The following is a 16,693-nucleotide window of genomic DNA, read 5'->3' on the forward strand; positions in this document are numbered from 1 at the left end:
GTTGAGAACTTAGTCTTAAGGGAATTAGAAAAAGATAATGAACGATAAGAAACCAAACACATTTACACTTATCTCAAAAGATAACTTCACAATAGGGAAGTTGCTTTTCTTATGTGTCGTGAGTTTGATCTTAAGCGTTGCTTATCCACTAGGTGTATTTTCACCGCTTCCAGTGGCATTCGCTTTCTTGATCTATGGAAACTTAAAGACGCTTGTGACTTTCGGTGTAACGATTGTTCTCTGCTTTATTGCTGCTCAATCGAGCGACTCTTTCTTAATCCTTGCTAACTCGGCGTATGTTTTATTCTACGCTGTTATCATTGGTTACTTAAGTGCTGCGACTATTTTGCGCAATGAAGATCCTGTAAAAGGATTATTAAAAAGAGGACTCATCTTACTACTCGTAATCTTCGGAATCATGGGGACGATTGAAGTGATTTTTCCTTCAACAATCTCAACGACGATTACAACTTCAGTAAATGAAGGTTTGTCACAATTAAAGAATTCGCCAGATTATAAAGAACTGATTGCTCGCGGTGGAGAAGTCGCAGCAACTTATCAAAGTGTTTTCGAGAACCCTGATGATATCATTAAAAGAATCTATCAGTGGGGATTCGCTGTTATCTTTGTAAGTACATTCTTTATTCTATGGCTAACGGTTTTCATGCTTTTAAGAAATGCAAAGTTATGGAAAATGCTTCACGGCTATAAATATGGATTAAAGCACTTTGTGCGCTTTCAAGTGCCTGAGTACTTTGCCCTTATCGTAGTTGTTGGGCTAGCTCTCTTCTTAGGTGGAGAGTATATCGGTGGTGAGATTATTGAGGTTATTGGCCTTAATATCTTACTTTGCTTAGGAATATTCTATTTCTTTCAAGGAATGGGTGTTTACTTAGACTTCTTAAAATATATTAAGGTGACTGGGTTTGTTCGCTCAATTCTTGCGATTATGACTATTTTCTTTGCTCATCGTTTTATTGCGATTGTTGGCCTTTTAGATTATTGGGTCAACTTTAGAAGATTTTTTAAAAATAATAAGGAGATATAAAATGAAAGTTATTCTTAAAGAAACTGTAAAGTCTCTTGGTAACGTTGGTGAGATCGTTAACGTTTCAGCTGGTTATGCAAGAAACTTCCTAATACCAAATGGTTCTGCAGTTCTTGCTGATGAATCAAACACAGCTCAAGTTAAGCACTTTGAAAAACTACTTGCTAAGCAAGTTGCTGCTGATAAAGCAGAAGCAACAAAAGTTGCTGGTACAATCAATGGTTTAAACATTGAACTAATCAAAAGAGTTGGTACTAACGGTAAATTATTTGGTTCTGTTACTACTCACGAGCTTTCTCTAGAACTAGGTAAACTAGGTCACAACGTAGAAAGAAGACACCTTCTTCTTGAAAACCCAATCCGTGCGGTTGGTAGCTACGATGTTAAAGCTAAGATCTTCAATGGTGTTGAAGCTGCTTTTACAGTAACTGTAAAAATGGATCCAAAACAAGAAGAAGAAAACAAGAAAAAAGCAGAAGAGCTAGCTGCAATGAAAGCTGCTCAAGATCTTCTTGCTAAAGAGCAAGCAGAAGCTGCTGCTTCAGGTGACACTTCTGGTGAAATGACTGAAGAAGAAAAGTTAAAAATGGAAGCGAATAGAATTCTAAGAAGCTAATTTTTTTCTTATATTAAAGAGGGGAGGCCTTGAGCCTCCCTTTTTATTTCTAATCATATTATGGGGCAGAATATGGTTGATCAAAACAACACAAACAACGCAAGAACACTTCCAAATGATACTCTTTCAGAGAAATCTCTACTTTCGTGTTTAATTCTCGATAGTATGTCTTTCGATGAAATTTCTGACTTAAAGTTAGAAGGAAAGGATTTTTATAATCCGAAGTATGGAATTGTATTCGATGCCATTAAAGACATGGTTCATTCGAATAATCCTGTTGATTACGTAACAATTTGTTCATACCTTTCGGATCACAATCGCCTGGAAGAAATCGGTGGTCAAAACTTTATTCTCGATATTACTGAAGATCAGGTATCGAGTGCCAACCTTCGCCACTATGCGAAGACTGTTAAAGATAAAGCGTCTCTTAGAGACCTCGTTCGCCAAGCTAGAAAAGTAGCGGACAAAGGTGCAACTTTCTCAGGAAATGCACAAGACTTCATTCAGGAAGTAGAATCAATCTTCTTTGGTCTTACAAACGAGGCCAAGCAAGGAAGTATGGTTAAGCTTAATGAATGTCTAAAAGAAAATATTAAAGAAATTGAAGATACATCTCGCATCGCTGGTGAGATTCATGGTGTACCAACTGGTTATGGTGCCCTTGATAAATTATTACTTGGTATGCAACCTGGTCAGCTGATTATTCTTGCTGCTCGTCCTGCCATGGGGAAGACTGCTCTTGCTCTTAACGTTGCACAAAACGCATGTGAGTTCTCAAAACTTCCTGTCGCGCTTTTCTCTCTGGAGATGATGGCCAAGGAACTTTCAATGAGACTTCTAACTCAACGTGCGAAGATCGATTCAAAAAGAATTCGTACAAAAGAGTTCCTCGAAACAGATTTAAGAAAAATTGGGCAGGGGATTCAGCAGCTTGCTGATATGCCAATTTATATCAATGATAATGCCGGGACAAACCTTCTTGATATTCAGTCAGCTTGTCGAAAGATCAAGGCTTCAGAAGGCCTAGGCTTAGTTGTTATCGACTACCTTCAGCTAATGAGTTCACATAATAAGATGCTTCCTCGTGAACAGCAGATTGCTGAAATCTCAAGGGGCCTAAAGAATATGGCCAAAGAACTTGAGTGTCCGGTTATTGCACTTTCACAGCTTAACCGTGGGGTTGAGTCTCGTCCGAATAAGCGTCCAATGACTTCAGACCTTCGTGAATCTGGTTCAATTGAGCAGGATGCCGATATTATCATGTTCGTATATCGTGATGAGTACTATAACCCAGATACAAAAGATCAAGGGATTGCAGAAGTTATCGTTGGTAAAAACCGTGGTGGTGAAGTTGGAACGGCCAAGCTAACATTCGTTGGTGCGCACACAAGTTTCGAAAATATCGCTTATGCACAAGACGATGGAAGAAGTTAAGCAATCTGCTTACGCAATCTTTAAGCATAAAGAAGGCTTCTTAAAACTTGAGAGGCCTTCAAAATACCTTCATATAACAAATAAGAAAATTTATGACCGCTTAAATGAAACTGAACAGGAGTTTTCTGTTGCTGTTTTAAAAGAGTTATTAGGCCACAGCTGGCATGTACAATCACTTCACTATGAATTAGGCCACTATTTCTTATTAGAGGCCCCGTCTTTCGAAAATGAAGTTAGTCTTGCAACTCTTATTAATTTTGAAAATAAAAGCTTTATAAGGCCAATTGAAGGCTTTAGAAAACCAACGGCAAGTATTGAAAAGATTATAAGTGAAGATGAGTATGAGAAACTTTTTAAGATGACTTATGAGAACTTACTAGCTGGTAATTGTTATCAGCTAAATCTAACCTCACTTATCGAAGTCGTGATTTCGAGTACAGAAGATCTTATTAATACCTTTCTAAGCAAAGAGCTTTTCTCTAAACTTGGTGAGTTTGCACATATTCTCAACTTTCCATTTGAGGATCGTCTTGTCATAAGTAACTCACCAGAGTGTCTCTATGAATTTGATCAAGCAGCAAAGAAGTTAATAACAAGGCCAATTAAGGGAACTGTAGCGCAAGAGCTGGGTGAGGATTTTCTCATTAATGATGCTAAGAACACTAGTGAACTCAATATCATTACCGATCTTTTAAGGCATGACCTATCGGCCATTGGCAAGAACTTCTCTAAAGTAGAGTCACTACGTGAATTCTTTCGTGTCCCTGGCCTTATTCATCAATACTCAAAAATCAGCGTCGAACTAGAAGAGTGTAATGCATTGGCACTTGTCGCATCTCTTTTTCCAGGTGGAAGCATTACTGGTGCGCCCAAGAAAAGGGTCGTTGAATTGATTAAAAAGATTGAAACCAAAGACCGAGGGATTTACACAGGTTCTACCATTTTAAATTTTGACACAATATCTAAAGCATCTATAAATATCCGTTCTTTAGATCTTGAACCATCTTCCAGACGCGCACTATATGGGGCCGGAGGAGGAATCACATTACTGAGTGACGCTCAGAGCGAATTTCAAGAACTAAAAGCCAAAGCTAATAGCTTTCTTAAGGTTTTCTTTAAGGATGTAAAAATCTAATAAATTCTTACATGTCATTTGATAGTTTTGACATTCAAATCTATCGCTAGATATGATTTTTTTGTGACAAAGTGAAGCAAAGGATTGCTCCAACATGGATCGTTGAAAATTTGTCACAGGAGAGGGAAGTCAATGGATATGACAAACAACACAACACAGACAACACAGAACAAAGATACTCACAACAAGGACGTTATGGTGCAATTAAATGATTTAGTTGAAATCTCAGGTGTACCAACTGATTTCATTAAGAAAGAGTTAATGCTTGATGATACTGTTTCAATGGATGAATTGAGATCAAAAATGCTTAAATTTCTCGACACAACTTTTCAAGAGCATGGTGTCGATACTTCTAAAGTAAAATAGTCAGTTAATCTTTTGGAAACATAGGACTTGTTTCTCAATAATCTCCTTAATGCCCTTCTTACTTAAGCCTAGGTTTAGTAAGAGGGGCATTTTTTATTGCCCTTACTGAACACCTTCAATCGGTAGAAATTTCCACAACTATGCAATTTAAAGTGCTTACTAAAAATTTATTAAGGTAGGCCGTCTCATTTCCGATACTTAGAATGAAATAGGAAAATTTTCATAGGAATGTTGTATGGATATAGCATCAGTCATAGGTTTAGTTTTAGCAGTCGGTGGAATCATGGGTTCCATTATGTCAGGTGGGGCAATTTCGATTTTTATCGATGTTCCTTCTGTACTCGTTGTTGGGCTAGGTCTAATCGGAGTTACTCTTTATCGTTGGCCAATGGAGGTTGTAAAAGGTCTTGTTGCAATTGCAATGAAATCAATCTTCTTCACTCCAGTGGATCCAAAAGATAAAATTAACAAAATTAAAGAACTAGCGGAGCTTGCCAGACGAGAATCAGTTTTTGCATTAGAGAAAGCAGAAATTGATGACCCGTTTATGAAAAAGGCGATGACTCTAGCAGCGGATAACAGACCTCCTGAAGTTATTGCTTCAATTCTACAAATGGATATTGATTCTATGGAGTCACGCCATAAAACTGGTGCTGATGTTTTTGATGGTGTTGCAGCCGATGGCCCAGCGATGGGAATGATCGGGACTCTGATTGGTCTGGTACAGATGCTTCAGAACCTTTCAGATCCTTCGGCGATTGGTCCTGCCATGGCCGTTGCCCTTTTAACAACGTTCTATGGTGCGATTATTGCCAACGTTTTTGCAGGGCCTGTTAAGAATAAAATTTCATATCGATCTCAAATGGAGCTTATGTCCATGAGTATCGTTGTTGCGGGAACACTTGGGATTGTTGCAGGTGAGAACCCACGTATGATTATTGAAAAACTTAATTCATTCCTTCCACCAAGTGAAAGATCTGCTTCGGACGAAGGCGAAGAATAAGTTTTAAACAAATTTTAAATGAGTATTTGAGGAATAAATACTAAGGGTAATCAAGGAGTAAGAAATGGCAGATGATAGTGCTGCAGTAGTTGATGATGGCGGAAACGCGAAGTGTCCTGAGTGTGTACCGGGCCTTCCCGGTTGGATGGCAACGTTCTCTGACCTTGTAACGCTTCTACTTACATTCTTCGTACTTCTTCTTTCTTTTGCAAAGACTGAGACGGCCAAATATGAAGCGGCCCTTGGTTCAATTCGCAATGCCTTTGGTGGTAACGTTCTTCAACAGGGTGAAGTCATTCAAAAAGGAAAGTCTCCTGATAACTTCCCGACAATGATGGAATCTCAAACTCCAATCAAACCTTTCCCAATTGAATTTTTAACAATGGAAGGGATTCTTGATAAACATGAAATAAATCGTGGCTCAGAAGAAGTTCTAAAAAATATGCGTCATGACTTAAAAGAGTTTAACTTAAGTGAGAACGTAACAGTTTATGAACAGGCCGAAGGTATCGTTGTTCGAGTTAATGATAAGATTTACTTTAAGCGTGGTTCAGTTGAAATTGAATCAACGAAAATAGCTGTTTCATCATACCAACGTATGATTGATCTTCTTAAAAAGCGTAATTGGAAAGTCTTTGTTATGGGTTATGCCGCTCGCGGTGAAGTATCAAATGATGGAAAGAGTGATGCTCTTGAGTTATCATCCGCTCGTGCCACTGCGGCCACTAAATCTCTTATTAGAAGAGGAATTAATCCAGAAAGAATTTCAACGGTATTCTATGGTGATACCCGTTTAACAGACCTTCCGGGACGATCTCAAATGGAGATTGATAACGAAAATCGTAAAGTTGAATTTATGATTAGAAAGCGTGATCTTGAAGATAATGGCCACAAAGTTGAAGCACAATAAGAATTTTTGTAATCTCACTGAAAAAGATAGTTTGAAGGAGTTCCTTAAAGGGGAGCTCCATTTTTCTAATAAAGCAATTAAGACCTCTTATATTTCAAAGGTTATGCTGCAATCTCATCTCGCTCCAAAGAGTGAACTATACCTACCGAGAGATCTTTTAAATCGCTTTCACGTTAATCCTATTTATACAGGGCCGGCCATTGAAGTGATTCATGAAGACGATATTTTTATCGTCTTAAATAAGCCGCAAGGTATTCACGGTCACCCAATGGAGTATAGTGAAACTGATACAGTATTAAATTTCATGCGCTCACGTTTTAATCTCCCAAGTCTTGGAAACTCTCGTTCTGATTATGAAAAGGGCCTTCTTTATCGTCTCGATCAATTAACGAGTGGTGTTCTTATCTATATTAAAGATGAGCTCATTCACGAAAATCTTAGAAACTCCTTCTCTCAAATTGCTAAGGAGAAAACCTATCTCGCTATTGTCAAAGGAAAGGTTAAAGAGGAGATGGATTTAACTGATCGCCTTGTCTCAAGTGGCATCAAGGGTGAGAAGATGATCGTCAATGACATTGGAGTTGAAGCGACTTTAAAAGTTGAACCTATTTTCTATCAGGACAAAAAAGATCTCACACTTGTTAAGATCACTTTAAATGAAGGCCATCGCCATCAAATACGTGTTCAACTTTCTCACGCAGGCTTTCCAATTGTGGGAGACCCTCTTTATAACGATGATTATAATGAGAAAGAAGATAAGCGATTGTATCTCCACGCCTTTCAATACTGCTTAGATGTAAATGGACACACAACTTGCTTTAAGGCCGAGAAGGCTGAGCTATTCTGCGACCTCTTGGACTTGGATAGTCTGATGGATGTGGCGAGCTAGGTTATTCTTATTTTTAAGTGTCTTTAACTTCACAACATACTTACCTTCAGAAAGAGATGAGAGAATCATCTTTGGATGAACAAGTTTGACTACAATCATCATTGTTCGCTCAAGACTTTCTTCCATAGCATAACGAGAAATTGAAATATAAGAATTGGCCAGGGCCTTGTACATTTCACGACGAAGGATCTCTTTGTCCGTTCCCTCAGGTACGATCTTTTCATCAACAGGAATTGTCACTTCTAGGTTATTTTTATTACACTCAATCTTCCAAGAAGGGTGCATATACTTATCAAGACGTACTTTTACAGAACGACACGATGTCGCTAACATGCGATCTGCACGCTTTTGGAAAGCGCCGTTTTCTCTTAATTGAAAGATAAAGATAATAAATATTAATATTCCGAACCCGAGTACTGGATTCCTAAGTAGTGATTTCAATACCATAGCAATATTATCGCACTAAATTTTATAAAAATCACTAAAGGAAATGATGGCCATATCCGATAAATATAGTAGGTTATTTAAGGAGCTGTAATGACGTCATTTTCGTCTATGGAAGATCAAAATTTTTGGAATATTTTATTTAATTTAGAAGAAATTAGAAAGCCAATTAGTTTGGTTTCATTCCTAAGAAAAAATCATATTAATCGCGATGAATTCTATATGTTTTATGAGAAGTCTCACTTCTATGGACTATCGATTGACCTTCGTCCCAAAGATAATGAATTTTTACTGATGCCACTTTCATGGCGTAGGGATTATGGCGATATCTTACTTGAGAATACATCACATCGTGAACTTATTAAGGATATTCAGGCCGCTTGTAAAGAAGGGCGTGTCTGTGAGTTTACATTCCTAGATCACTCTAAGAAGAAGGTTCGTCCGTGGAGAGTTGTTCTTTCCCAGAATCTTTATAAAGTCATTAGTGAAGATGTTGTGACAAAGAAATTAATCACAATTGATATGAACGAAGTCGATGATATTGAATTTCAGGATTTTGATTACGCTTCAATGTATTCAAGATTTGAAATTGAAGAGTATATTAATGCTCTAAGACATATTGATGGCAGTGATCAGCGTTTAGTATTAAAACTTAACTATGGATTCGAGTTAACTCCAATAAGTAATTTAATCTTTCTAGGTCATCCATACTCAACAACAAATCAGTATGGTGAAATCATTTGGGCCGCATCTGTCGAGAAGTCTCTTTATTTATTTGATTGGCTATATTCAATGCGCGATCAAATTGAAATTCTTGAACCGAGTTGTATAAAAGAAGAATTTGAGGAGTTTTGCCAGAAAAGAAGAAATGCTGCATAATCCGACATGAGATGAAAAAGAATAACTTATTTCTAATATCGTTTCTCCCGGCACTTCTTTATTGGTACCTTGAAGAAACACAGACAGTGGAGATTGCCATTATTGGCGGTCTTTCGCTGGCAATTTTAGAAATCATTTTTGAAAAGATATTCTTTAAACATATTCACTCAATCTCTAAGTTAAATTTCATCATTATTTTAATTCTTGGGCCAATCTCCCTTATTGGCCATGATGGAGTTTGGTTTAAGTTACAGCCATTTTTTACGGGGCTCTTTCTTAGTGGGTTTCTTATTTTTAATCTCAAGCAGGGCAAGAGTCTTATGCTTACGATGATGGAAGATATGGAAAAGAAGGCCAATGTACCAAAAGAGATAATGACGAAAATCGAGTATCACTTGGCCTACTTTCTTCTATTCAATGGTATTTTTATGGGTTACTTGGCCATTTACGAAACAACTTCTCGTTGGGCCTTCTTTAAATCCATTGGATTCTATATTGTTTTTGCGGTCTTTTTAGTATTAGAAATTATTTTAATTAGACGTGAAGTAAAGAAGATTATGCTTGAGCAAATGCAGGCCCAAGCCGATATGATTCAAACACACCACGGAGGCCAAATTGACTAAGGCAAGCGATATTGTTGAGATTGAAGAGTTTGATATTTCTCCAGGAAGAACAATTGCAAATCGTTATGTGGTTCTTGAAAAACTTGGTTCTGGGTATGAAGGTGAGGTTTACCGCGTAAGGGAGAAACACACCAATATTGAAAGGGCCATAAAAATCTATTTCCCACAAAGAAATAAAAAATTTAAAGTGAGCACAAGATATGCCCTAAAGCTTGAAAAGCTCAGCCATAGTCCAATTGTAATGGACTGTATCTCTCATGAATTGGTAACTTTAAAAGGTCAAAAAGTAGCATGCCTAACTTCTGAGTTTATCGAAGGGGAGATGCTTGGAGAGTTTATCCAAAAGCAAAAAGGTAAGCGCCTTGAAATCTTCTCTGCCATTCACTTGCTGTATTCAATCGTCGTAGGAGTCGAGTCTATTCACCTTGAAGGTGAGTATCACGGAGACCTTCACACCGAAAATATTATCATTCGTCGCTTTGGATTAGAGTTTGATTTAAAGATTATTGATCTTCATCACTGGGGTGATTCAAAAAAAGATAATCGCGACGAAGATATCATTAAAATCATCAGAATTTTCTATGATATCCTAGGAGGACAGAAGCATTACAAGAAGTTATCTCCTTCCATTAAATATATCATTTGTGGACTTAAGCGTGGGATGATCTTAAATCGTTTTAAGAATATTAGTATGCTTCGTTACCACTTAGAAACCATGGATTGGTCTGATGCCGTTTAAGAAAATAGTTTCCGATGTAGCGGAATTTGAACACGATATTTTTGACTTTGGTGATTATCGCATTGGCTACTTCATTGCCAAACATAAGTTAAAAGAATCAGGCGATAATAACGAAGATGCACTCTTTATTAGCGGAGAAGAAAAGTCATTCGTTGTTGGAGTCTCTGACGGAGCTGGCGGTCATCCTCGTGGACGGGACGCTGCCGTTGCCATCGTTGAGGCCATTGCAAATTACAAAGACGGTAGCAATTGTCTAGAGCTTATTGAAGCTGCCAATCAGAATGTATCAGATCTCAAGGCCGGTGCAAGATCAACTCTTGCCTTTGCCCAGATTAAAGATGATATGGTTCGTTTCTACCATGTTGGGGATTCTGAAATTCTTTATTGGAATGCCCATGGGAATGAAATCTATACTTCCACTCCACACTCTGGAGTCGGTCATATGGTTAAGGCCGGAGTCCTTGGACAAGAGGAATCCCTTGCTCACCCTGAAAGAAATTATGTGAATAACCTCATGGGTGACGACGTCATTAAAATTGAATCAACGTCTGGTGCCAGCATCAAAAAAGGTCACACGATCCTTATTGGAAGTGATGGGCTTTTTGATAATATCCCTCACGACTCCCTTACAGAACTCATCGGACAAGGGATCTTTGATAAGTCATTTGAAAACCTTGCTGAGTTTTGCAAAATTCAAAACGAAGAGGCCTGGCTTAAGTATGACGATATTTCTTTTATCGCGATTCGAAAGGTTAAGGCCTAGCCGGTTCCATGCACCTTTGGTTTCGCACGTACGAAACCAAAGGTGCATGGAACCCTAGTAACTTTTACTTTGTTTTATCTTCAATAATCTTTACACTATTAATATCTATATCAAATTCGCCACATATTCTTTGTTTTTTTGATATTGGTAATTTTGTTGTTTTAATATAGTCATAGATCATGAACTTTTGTAATCTCATTGGTAGATATATCCTTGGGATGTTTGCCTTTAATTTTTCTATATCCAATTCGTCTGGCGCTGTATGATCTAGATAAATTTTCAAATGTGCAAGCTTGTGAAGATTCGTTGGATTATCATTAGCCACTTTCTGAAATACCGGTATAAGAGTACTTGAACCTGAAGTTAGAGAGATACGTTCAATCATCCAATAACTAAAATGGATGAATGTTTCACTAAGTAATTTTTTGACATCATTTTCTAAATCTATATTACTAATTGTAATTTTATTTTTTGATGATTCAAGCCTTTCAAGTGCAATCTTCTTAACATACTTGTAGACGTCATCTAGATGTGTCTCTAAAGCATGATGAAGTAAACTAATAGTACGCGCTGTTAGTGCTTGAATTTCTTCAACCAATGTTAACTTGAGGGGGCCTTTCATACTACCAGCTTTGTTTTGGAGTATTTGGCCTAGTACATTTATAATACGATATGATCGAGATATCATATTAGCTTCATTAAGTTGATCCTCTTTAGTATCTACAATATTATTGAGTTGTTCATTTCTTTCAATTTTTTCATTTAAATTACTTTCAGGATTATCATAATTATTGATTTGGAGATAGTCCTTTTCTATCTTTATGTTATTTGTAATACTGCTTATTGCATTTTCAAGATTTATCACTTCAATGTCATGAAGAGCCTCTTGTCCTTCTTTAATCATAAGTTCAGTAATAGAGTTATCTGTTGAAAAGTATGCTGTGAATATAATAATACTTGACTCTAGATCTTTATGGGATTTTTTTACTAATTCTTTTTCTATTTCAAATTTAATATGATCTTCAAGATTTGTAGCAATATGTTTACCTATGAAATAATGATAAAGAAAGTCATTGTTGAAAGAAATTTGCTTCATGTCTTCCTTTAAAACTCTATGTTTAACTAATAGTGCTTTTGTCTTATCAATATTAAAATCTACAAGACTGTCTGTTTTATATAGATCACATACATTCTTGAATCTGATAGGTGATAACTTGTTATCTTCTTGATAGGCATAATAAGCGAGATAACATAATAACGTTTGAAGTCCTTCAGGCCCTATACCTCTTATGCATATATTGTTTAAAGTAATGTTTATCAAATTATCAACTAATGTTAATGATGTACTCGAATATGGATCCTGATCAAATTCAGCACTCAAAATATTATTGATTATGAGTATTATATAAAAAGGTGTGTTTGGAATGAAGTTCAAGGAAATGGTTTCTCTAACTCTTTTTAAATAATAACTAACTTTTACTGGATCATATTCGTTCTTTTTGTCTCCAGCTGTAATCCATTTCTTGATAAGCTGTTGGGTTCTTTCGGAGTTGAAATCCGAAAATGAATATATCGTAAAATCATAGTTCACATTAATTAGTTGTCTTATTTTTAAAGACTCATCTGCTAGAAAAACAATTGTAGTGAAAGTAGTTTGAAAACTCTCAATGATATCATTGAAGTTATCATCCTCCAGTTCATCATTACCAACATTATCAATTATTAAAACTTTATCTTCCTTAGGGATGAAATCATAATTTTGTCCAATATAAGTATTAGATACGTAATTTTTAAAATCTTGAATTATGTTTTTATTTTTTTTCTTAATTATATCCTTTATATTTATAATTATTGGTAACTTCCCATTTTCATTTAAACTTATGAATAATGAGTTGGCGAAAGATGTTCTTCCTCCATGTTGTTTTGATGAAATGCCATAAACGCCTCCACTCATAAACTTTTTTAAATATTCATCTTTTCGAAGTTCTATTTCAGATTGTGAATGTTCATCTAAGTCTACTTTAAGATTAGGCCAGATATAAATATCATTTAGCAAAACTTTATCTAAAATATTATGACCTAAGTTTAAATTTATTGAATTAATATCTTGTAGGTATTCAGGTTTGGGTTGGTATTTAAACTTTTTAAAGTTTTGTTTCCTAAAGAACTCTTTTGCCTTAGCTTCTTTCGTACTTTCTTTTCCATTAAAGTTTTTAACGATGAATTGTTTAGCACCAATATCTACTATAAGATGTTTAAAGAGAATTTGATCACCATCCTTTCCAATTGATGACCTTAAGAATAGGCATTCATTTTTATCTGATGTTTTGATGTAATCATTTTCCGTGTGTTCATGTCCAGATAGAAGAATGTCACTTTTTTCTTCGATGGTTCTCTGAAAGTTATGCATGCTGTTTTGTGATTGCCAATTAGACGGATGATGGGTAATTGTAAAAACAACATCACCGTCATTAATATTTAAAAAATTTGAATCAAATACGATTGCACCATAAGGTTCTTGAATCTTAGACATCCAGGCCGAATTAAAACAGTTAAATGTAATTTTCTTATTGAAGTAATTAAATGTTCTACTCCATTGCATCTTATTTTCTACTTTTTCATTCTCAATCTCCTGATTGAAAATGAAGTAGTTAGATAATTCTTTTGTGCAAGTATCAATAACTTGCTGTGATATTTTCATTGTGCCATTTCGTATAAAATCTACGATTTGATCGCGCATGTCGTCGGAATTTGCAAAGTCTAAATCATGATTTCCTGGGCATGAAACAATGTTGAATATATACCCTTCATCTTCCATTTTAGTTTTGAGATCTATTAAGAAGCTTGTTGCTAAATCAAATTCCTCTTTTTTTCCTTTATTTACAATGTCTCCTGTTAAGACAAGTAAGATTGGATCTGATTTTATAATACAGTTCGAAGTAATATATGTATGTAGCGTGTTGATTGATGTATTTACCCAGTTTTGATCATCTTTATTTAAATGAATATCACTTAAGTGAATAATATTTAAGTTTCCCATAAATCTCCCTTTATATTCGGGGAGACTTATCGTTGTAAATAAAAATAACTTTAATTAGATGACTTTAGGTGAGCACTTAGAATTGTCCAGCAGGATAACTTCCAAGGATCTTAATGTCATTGGCGTCGCGCTTTAACTCTTTAAGGCATTCTTGGACCTTGTCATTGTGAAGCGCACCCATGAAATCAACATAGAAGATATACTTAAATGGTTGATGAGGGATTGGGCGTGACTCAAGCTTCGTTAAGTTGATGCTGTAGTCAGCGAAAACTTGTAGGCAGCCTAGAAGTGCTCCAGGGTGGTGCTTTGTTGTGAAAGCGATACTTGTTTTCTCTTTTCCAATTCCCGTTGGGATATTCTTTTCTTTAACGAAAATAAGGAAGCGAGTGAAGTTGTCTGCTTCATCTTGAATCTTTTCCTGAATGATATTGAGGCCGTAGTAGTCTGCGCAAAGGCGTGAACCAACGCAGGCTTCATTTTCAGATTTTGATTCAGAGATGATTTTGGCAGAGCCTGCAGTATCAAACTCCGCAACTGGTTTTAGGCTTTCTTTCTTAAAGAAGCCATGACATTGGGCCAAGGCAATCGGGTGTGAGTAGACGGCCTTGATATCCGCTACATCAACACCCTGATTGGCCATAAGGCAATGGTTAATTTCTAAGTAGAGTTCGCCAATGGCAAAGAAGTCATGTTTAAAAATTAAATCCATATTGATATCGACGTTTCCGACGATGCTATTTTCGATAGGTAAGATGGCACAAGCGACTTCCTCATTTTCAAGGGCGCTACATACGTCTTCACTTAGGGCAATGCCCACGGCCTCAACGTCTTTACCAAAATATTTATAGAGTGCTTCTTCTGAGTAAGAACCTTTGGTGCCTTGAAATGCTACCTTCATGCCTTTATTCAATCTTCAAGCCTTTTGATAACTTTATTAAACGATTCGAGGAAGTCTTCACGAGTTTGTTTGGCATATTGATTATGCTCATTCATATCTGCGAATAATTCCCATGAATCATTTTCGACAGTCTTTAAAATTTTTAAAAGTCTACGGTAACCTTTTGTGTCGATCGGAAGTTTTTTCGCATCCATATCCATTAGCGTTCTTCCAATCATGTGAGTGAGTAGAAGAGAGTGGGAGATCTGTTTATCGTGCTCGGCCGCTGTTGTCTCTATTACCTTGATTCCATGAAAGCGCATAAAGGCACAAATCTTTTGATAGTATTTATCTTCGATGCGAACAGGGCAAACAGCTATTTTAGTTCCAAATAAAGTTTCACCTGCTGAGTCTGGCCCAAACATTGGGTGAGTCGCAAGAATGCTGACTGTTTCTGGCAGATGCTTCTTCATTGCAGCAACTGGCATCTCCTTAACGGAACAGACGTCAACAACGAGAGCATCTTTAGATAGTAGTGGAGCGATCTCTTCAATAACAGATTCAAATTTATTCATTGGAACAAAAGGAATGACGATTGGATTTTTGCAAACTTCTTCAAGAGGTTTGAAGTGACACCCCATGGCCTCAATTTCTGCTTTTACACCTTCGTTTATATCATAAACTTCAACTGTAAAATCTTCTTCTAGGTATTTTGAAATTAATTTTCCTAAACGTCCGAACCCAATAATTCCAACTTTCATTAACAAAGAACCTTTTTTATATTTTCGTAAGCTTGTTCAATTCGTTCTACTGAATCTGTAAATGCCAGGCGGATATAATCATCTTGTCCAAAGAATTTTCCTGGAACAAGGGCAACGCCAGCTTCTTCAATTAGCTTTTGCACCATCTCAACCGAGTCATTTACAATTCCTCTTTCAATAAATGGTTTGATATCAAGAAAGAGGTAGAAGGCCCCTTGAGGTTGAGTTACTTTGAAGATTTGTGAGAATAGCTCATAAGCACGTTTTTTACGCTCAGTCATTGTCTCTAACATATCGCCAATGATTTCATCACTATGCTCAATGGCATTGATGGCACCATATTGTGTAAATGGTGGAATATTTCCACATAGATGGCCTTGGAAGCTATCTACTTTCTTAATGAACTCTTCCTTGGCAATCATGTAACCGACGCGAAAGCCTGTCATACAAAATGATTTTGAGAAACTTTGAATCGAAATTGATCGATCTGCAATTTCTTTACCAAGCATAAGAGGTGAGACGAATTCACAATCATAAGTAAGAGATTCATAGGCTTCATCACTAACGATAATTAAATCGTGTGCAATGGCCATTTCACCAAGTTTTGTTAGTTCTTCTCTTGTATAAACTGCACCAGACGGATTATTTGGTGTGTTGATATAGATTGCTTTTGTCTTTGATGTAATTGCATTCTTAATGGCATCAAGATCGAGGTGAAAATCTTCTTGTGAGTTAACAAAGACAGACTTTCCTCCAGCAAGCTTGATACTTTCTGGAATTGTGACCCAGTATGGAATAGGGACGATAACTTCATCACCTTCATCTAGAATCGACTGAAATGAGTTGAAGATAATTTGTTTTGAACCATTTCCAACGAGGATATTTTGAGGTTCAATTTGAGTTTTACAACGATGATTAAAGTAGCTTGCAATGGCCTGCCTTAGTTCTGGCTCACCACTTACAGAAGAGTACTTGGTTTTTCCTTTCTTAAGGGCCTCATAGATGGCCTCTAGAATACTTTCTTTGGGCAGGAAATCTGGTTCACCGACATTTAGGCCGATGATATCCTTTCCTTGACTTCTAAGGTTTGTAATTTGTGCCGAAATCTGGATACTACCAGACGGAGCAATTCCTTCCACTCTTTCAGATACTTTCATAACTTTATT

The 16,693-nt window shown here is 36.5% G+C and carries 17 protein-coding genes; 12 read left to right on the plus strand and 5 right to left on the minus strand.

Going from position 1 to position 16,693, the window contains the following annotated elements; genetic code table 11:
* The first annotated feature begins 37 nt into the window (after positions 1–37).
* From ABMA76_RS10675 to ABMA76_RS10710, 8 genes are all read left to right on the plus strand, one after another.
* Positions 38–1,048: a DUF2232 domain-containing protein gene (locus ABMA76_RS10675; RefSeq protein ID WP_392912269.1), complete on the plus strand. Its 1,011-nt coding sequence runs from the start codon at positions 38–40 to the stop codon at positions 1,046–1,048.
* A gap of 1 nt (position 1,049) precedes the next feature.
* Positions 1,050–1,664 carry a 50S ribosomal protein L9 gene (gene rplI, locus ABMA76_RS10680; RefSeq protein ID WP_392912271.1) on the plus strand — a complete coding sequence of 205 codons (615 nt, stop codon included), beginning with the start codon at positions 1,050–1,052 and terminating at the stop codon, positions 1,662–1,664.
* A gap of 72 nt (positions 1,665–1,736) precedes the next feature.
* Positions 1,737–3,098 (plus strand): replicative DNA helicase, encoded by a 1,362-nt coding sequence (gene dnaB / locus ABMA76_RS10685; protein WP_392912273.1) that lies wholly within the window; start codon positions 1,737–1,739, stop codon positions 3,096–3,098.
* Positions 3,073–4,233, plus strand: coding sequence for a chorismate-binding protein (locus tag ABMA76_RS10690; protein WP_392912275.1), 1,161 nt, complete (start codon positions 3,073–3,075; stop codon positions 4,231–4,233). Before dnaB ends, ABMA76_RS10690 begins: the two co-directional genes overlap by 26 nt.
* Before the next feature lie 132 nt (positions 4,234–4,365).
* Positions 4,366–4,599: a hypothetical protein gene (locus ABMA76_RS10695; protein WP_392857177.1), complete on the plus strand. Its 234-nt coding sequence runs from the start codon at positions 4,366–4,368 to the stop codon at positions 4,597–4,599.
* A gap of 235 nt (positions 4,600–4,834) precedes the next feature.
* Entirely contained in the window at positions 4,835–5,602 is a 768-nt protein-coding gene (locus ABMA76_RS10700; RefSeq protein ID WP_103216391.1) for a motility protein A, read from the plus strand.
* Positions 5,603–5,666: 64 nt separating this feature from the next.
* A complete protein-coding gene (locus tag ABMA76_RS10705) occupies positions 5,667–6,512 on the plus strand; it encodes a flagellar motor protein MotB (protein ID WP_392912277.1) in 846 nt (281 codons plus the stop codon).
* Positions 6,487–7,401, plus strand: coding sequence for a pseudouridine synthase family protein (locus tag ABMA76_RS10710; RefSeq protein WP_392912279.1), 915 nt, complete (start codon positions 6,487–6,489; stop codon positions 7,399–7,401). Before ABMA76_RS10705 ends, ABMA76_RS10710 begins: the two co-directional genes overlap by 26 nt.
* Here ABMA76_RS10710 and ABMA76_RS10715 read toward each other — a convergent pair.
* Positions 7,351–7,848 carry a hypothetical protein gene (locus ABMA76_RS10715; protein WP_392912281.1) on the minus strand — a complete coding sequence of 166 codons (498 nt, stop codon included), beginning with the start codon at positions 7,846–7,848 and terminating at the stop codon, positions 7,351–7,353. The two genes, ABMA76_RS10710 and ABMA76_RS10715, sit on opposite strands and share 51 nt — an antisense overlap.
* A 90-nt stretch (positions 7,849–7,938) precedes the next feature.
* Here ABMA76_RS10715 and ABMA76_RS10720 point away from each other — a divergent pair, with 90 nt between their 5' ends.
* Genes ABMA76_RS10720 through ABMA76_RS10735 form a run of 4 tightly spaced genes read left to right on the plus strand, consistent with a single transcriptional unit; the run spans position 7,939 to position 10,849 of the window.
* Positions 7,939–8,724, plus strand: a complete 786-nt coding sequence (locus tag ABMA76_RS10720) for a WYL domain-containing protein (protein WP_392912283.1) — start codon at positions 7,939–7,941, stop codon at positions 8,722–8,724.
* Positions 8,725–8,735: 11 nt separating this feature from the next.
* Positions 8,736–9,347, plus strand: coding sequence for a septation protein IspZ (locus tag ABMA76_RS10725; protein ID WP_392912285.1), 612 nt, complete (start codon positions 8,736–8,738; stop codon positions 9,345–9,347).
* Positions 9,340–10,086 (plus strand): protein kinase, encoded by a 747-nt coding sequence (locus ABMA76_RS10730; protein ID WP_393061575.1) that lies wholly within the window; start codon positions 9,340–9,342, stop codon positions 10,084–10,086. The genes ABMA76_RS10725 and ABMA76_RS10730 overlap by 8 nt, the downstream gene beginning before the upstream one ends.
* Entirely contained in the window at positions 10,076–10,849 is a 774-nt protein-coding gene (locus ABMA76_RS10735) for a PP2C family protein-serine/threonine phosphatase (protein WP_393061577.1), read from the plus strand. Before ABMA76_RS10730 ends, ABMA76_RS10735 begins: the two co-directional genes overlap by 11 nt.
* Before the next feature lie 64 nt (positions 10,850–10,913).
* Here ABMA76_RS10735 and ABMA76_RS10740 read toward each other — a convergent pair whose 3' ends face one another.
* The 4 genes from ABMA76_RS10740 to ABMA76_RS10755 form a co-directional block, all read right to left on the minus strand.
* On the minus strand, positions 10,914–13,889 hold the full coding sequence (locus ABMA76_RS10740; protein WP_393061579.1) for a metallophosphoesterase: 2,976 nt from the start codon (positions 13,887–13,889) through the stop codon (positions 10,914–10,916).
* A 76-nt stretch (positions 13,890–13,965) separates the two neighbouring features.
* The gene (gene pheA / locus ABMA76_RS10745; RefSeq protein ID WP_393061581.1) at positions 13,966–14,787 is read right to left on the minus strand and encodes a prephenate dehydratase; all 822 of its coding nucleotides are present in this window, start codon (positions 14,785–14,787) and stop codon (positions 13,966–13,968) included.
* 8 nt (positions 14,788–14,795) lie between these two features.
* The gene (locus ABMA76_RS10750; RefSeq protein ID WP_393061583.1) at positions 14,796–15,527 is read right to left on the minus strand and encodes a prephenate dehydrogenase/arogenate dehydrogenase family protein; all 732 of its coding nucleotides are present in this window, start codon (positions 15,525–15,527) and stop codon (positions 14,796–14,798) included.
* Positions 15,527–16,684 carry a pyridoxal phosphate-dependent aminotransferase gene (locus tag ABMA76_RS10755; RefSeq protein ID WP_392857158.1) on the minus strand — a complete coding sequence of 386 codons (1,158 nt, stop codon included), beginning with the start codon at positions 16,682–16,684 and terminating at the stop codon, positions 15,527–15,529. Before ABMA76_RS10755 ends, ABMA76_RS10750 begins: the two co-directional genes overlap by 1 nt.
* Between the last annotated feature and the right edge of the window lie 9 nt (positions 16,685–16,693).

It is taken from the genome of Halobacteriovorax sp. ZH5_bin.2, from assembly GCF_043196375.1.
In the GTDB taxonomy this organism is placed as follows: Bacteria; Bdellovibrionota; Bacteriovoracia; order Bacteriovoracales; family Bacteriovoracaceae; genus Halobacteriovorax_A.

Bases quoted from the DNA above. Each gene is read 5' to 3' on its own strand.
- ABMA76_RS10710 (WP_392912279.1), top strand. From the start codon at position 6,487: ATGGCCACAAAGTTGAAGCACAATAAGAATTTTTGTAATCTCACTGAA.
- pheA (WP_393061581.1), bottom strand. From the start codon at position 14,787: ATGAAGGTAGCATTTCAAGGCACCAAAGGTTCTTACTCAGAAGAAGCA.
- ABMA76_RS10740 (WP_393061579.1), bottom strand. From the start codon at position 13,889: ATGGGAAACTTAAATATTATTCACTTAAGTGATATTCATTTAAATAAA.
- ABMA76_RS10725 (WP_392912285.1), top strand. From the start codon at position 8,736: ATGAAAAAGAATAACTTATTTCTAATATCGTTTCTCCCGGCACTTCTT.
- ABMA76_RS10750 (WP_393061583.1), bottom strand. From the start codon at position 15,527: ATGAAAGTTGGAATTATTGGGTTCGGACGTTTAGGAAAATTAATTTCA.
- ABMA76_RS10705 (WP_392912277.1), top strand. From the start codon at position 5,667: ATGGCAGATGATAGTGCTGCAGTAGTTGATGATGGCGGAAACGCGAAG.
- ABMA76_RS10690 (WP_392912275.1), top strand. From the start codon at position 3,073: ATGCACAAGACGATGGAAGAAGTTAAGCAATCTGCTTACGCAATCTTT.
- dnaB (WP_392912273.1), top strand. From the start codon at position 1,737: ATGGTTGATCAAAACAACACAAACAACGCAAGAACACTTCCAAATGAT.
- ABMA76_RS10720 (WP_392912283.1), top strand. From the start codon at position 7,939: ATGACGTCATTTTCGTCTATGGAAGATCAAAATTTTTGGAATATTTTA.
- ABMA76_RS10715 (WP_392912281.1), bottom strand. From the start codon at position 7,848: ATGGTATTGAAATCACTACTTAGGAATCCAGTACTCGGGTTCGGAATA.
- ABMA76_RS10695 (WP_392857177.1), top strand. From the start codon at position 4,366: ATGGATATGACAAACAACACAACACAGACAACACAGAACAAAGATACT.
- ABMA76_RS10700 (WP_103216391.1), top strand. From the start codon at position 4,835: ATGGATATAGCATCAGTCATAGGTTTAGTTTTAGCAGTCGGTGGAATC.
- ABMA76_RS10675 (WP_392912269.1), top strand. From the start codon at position 38: ATGAACGATAAGAAACCAAACACATTTACACTTATCTCAAAAGATAAC.
- ABMA76_RS10735 (WP_393061577.1), top strand. From the start codon at position 10,076: ATGCCGTTTAAGAAAATAGTTTCCGATGTAGCGGAATTTGAACACGAT.
- ABMA76_RS10755 (WP_392857158.1), bottom strand. From the start codon at position 16,684: ATGAAAGTATCTGAAAGAGTGGAAGGAATTGCTCCGTCTGGTAGTATC.
- rplI (WP_392912271.1), top strand. From the start codon at position 1,050: ATGAAAGTTATTCTTAAAGAAACTGTAAAGTCTCTTGGTAACGTTGGT.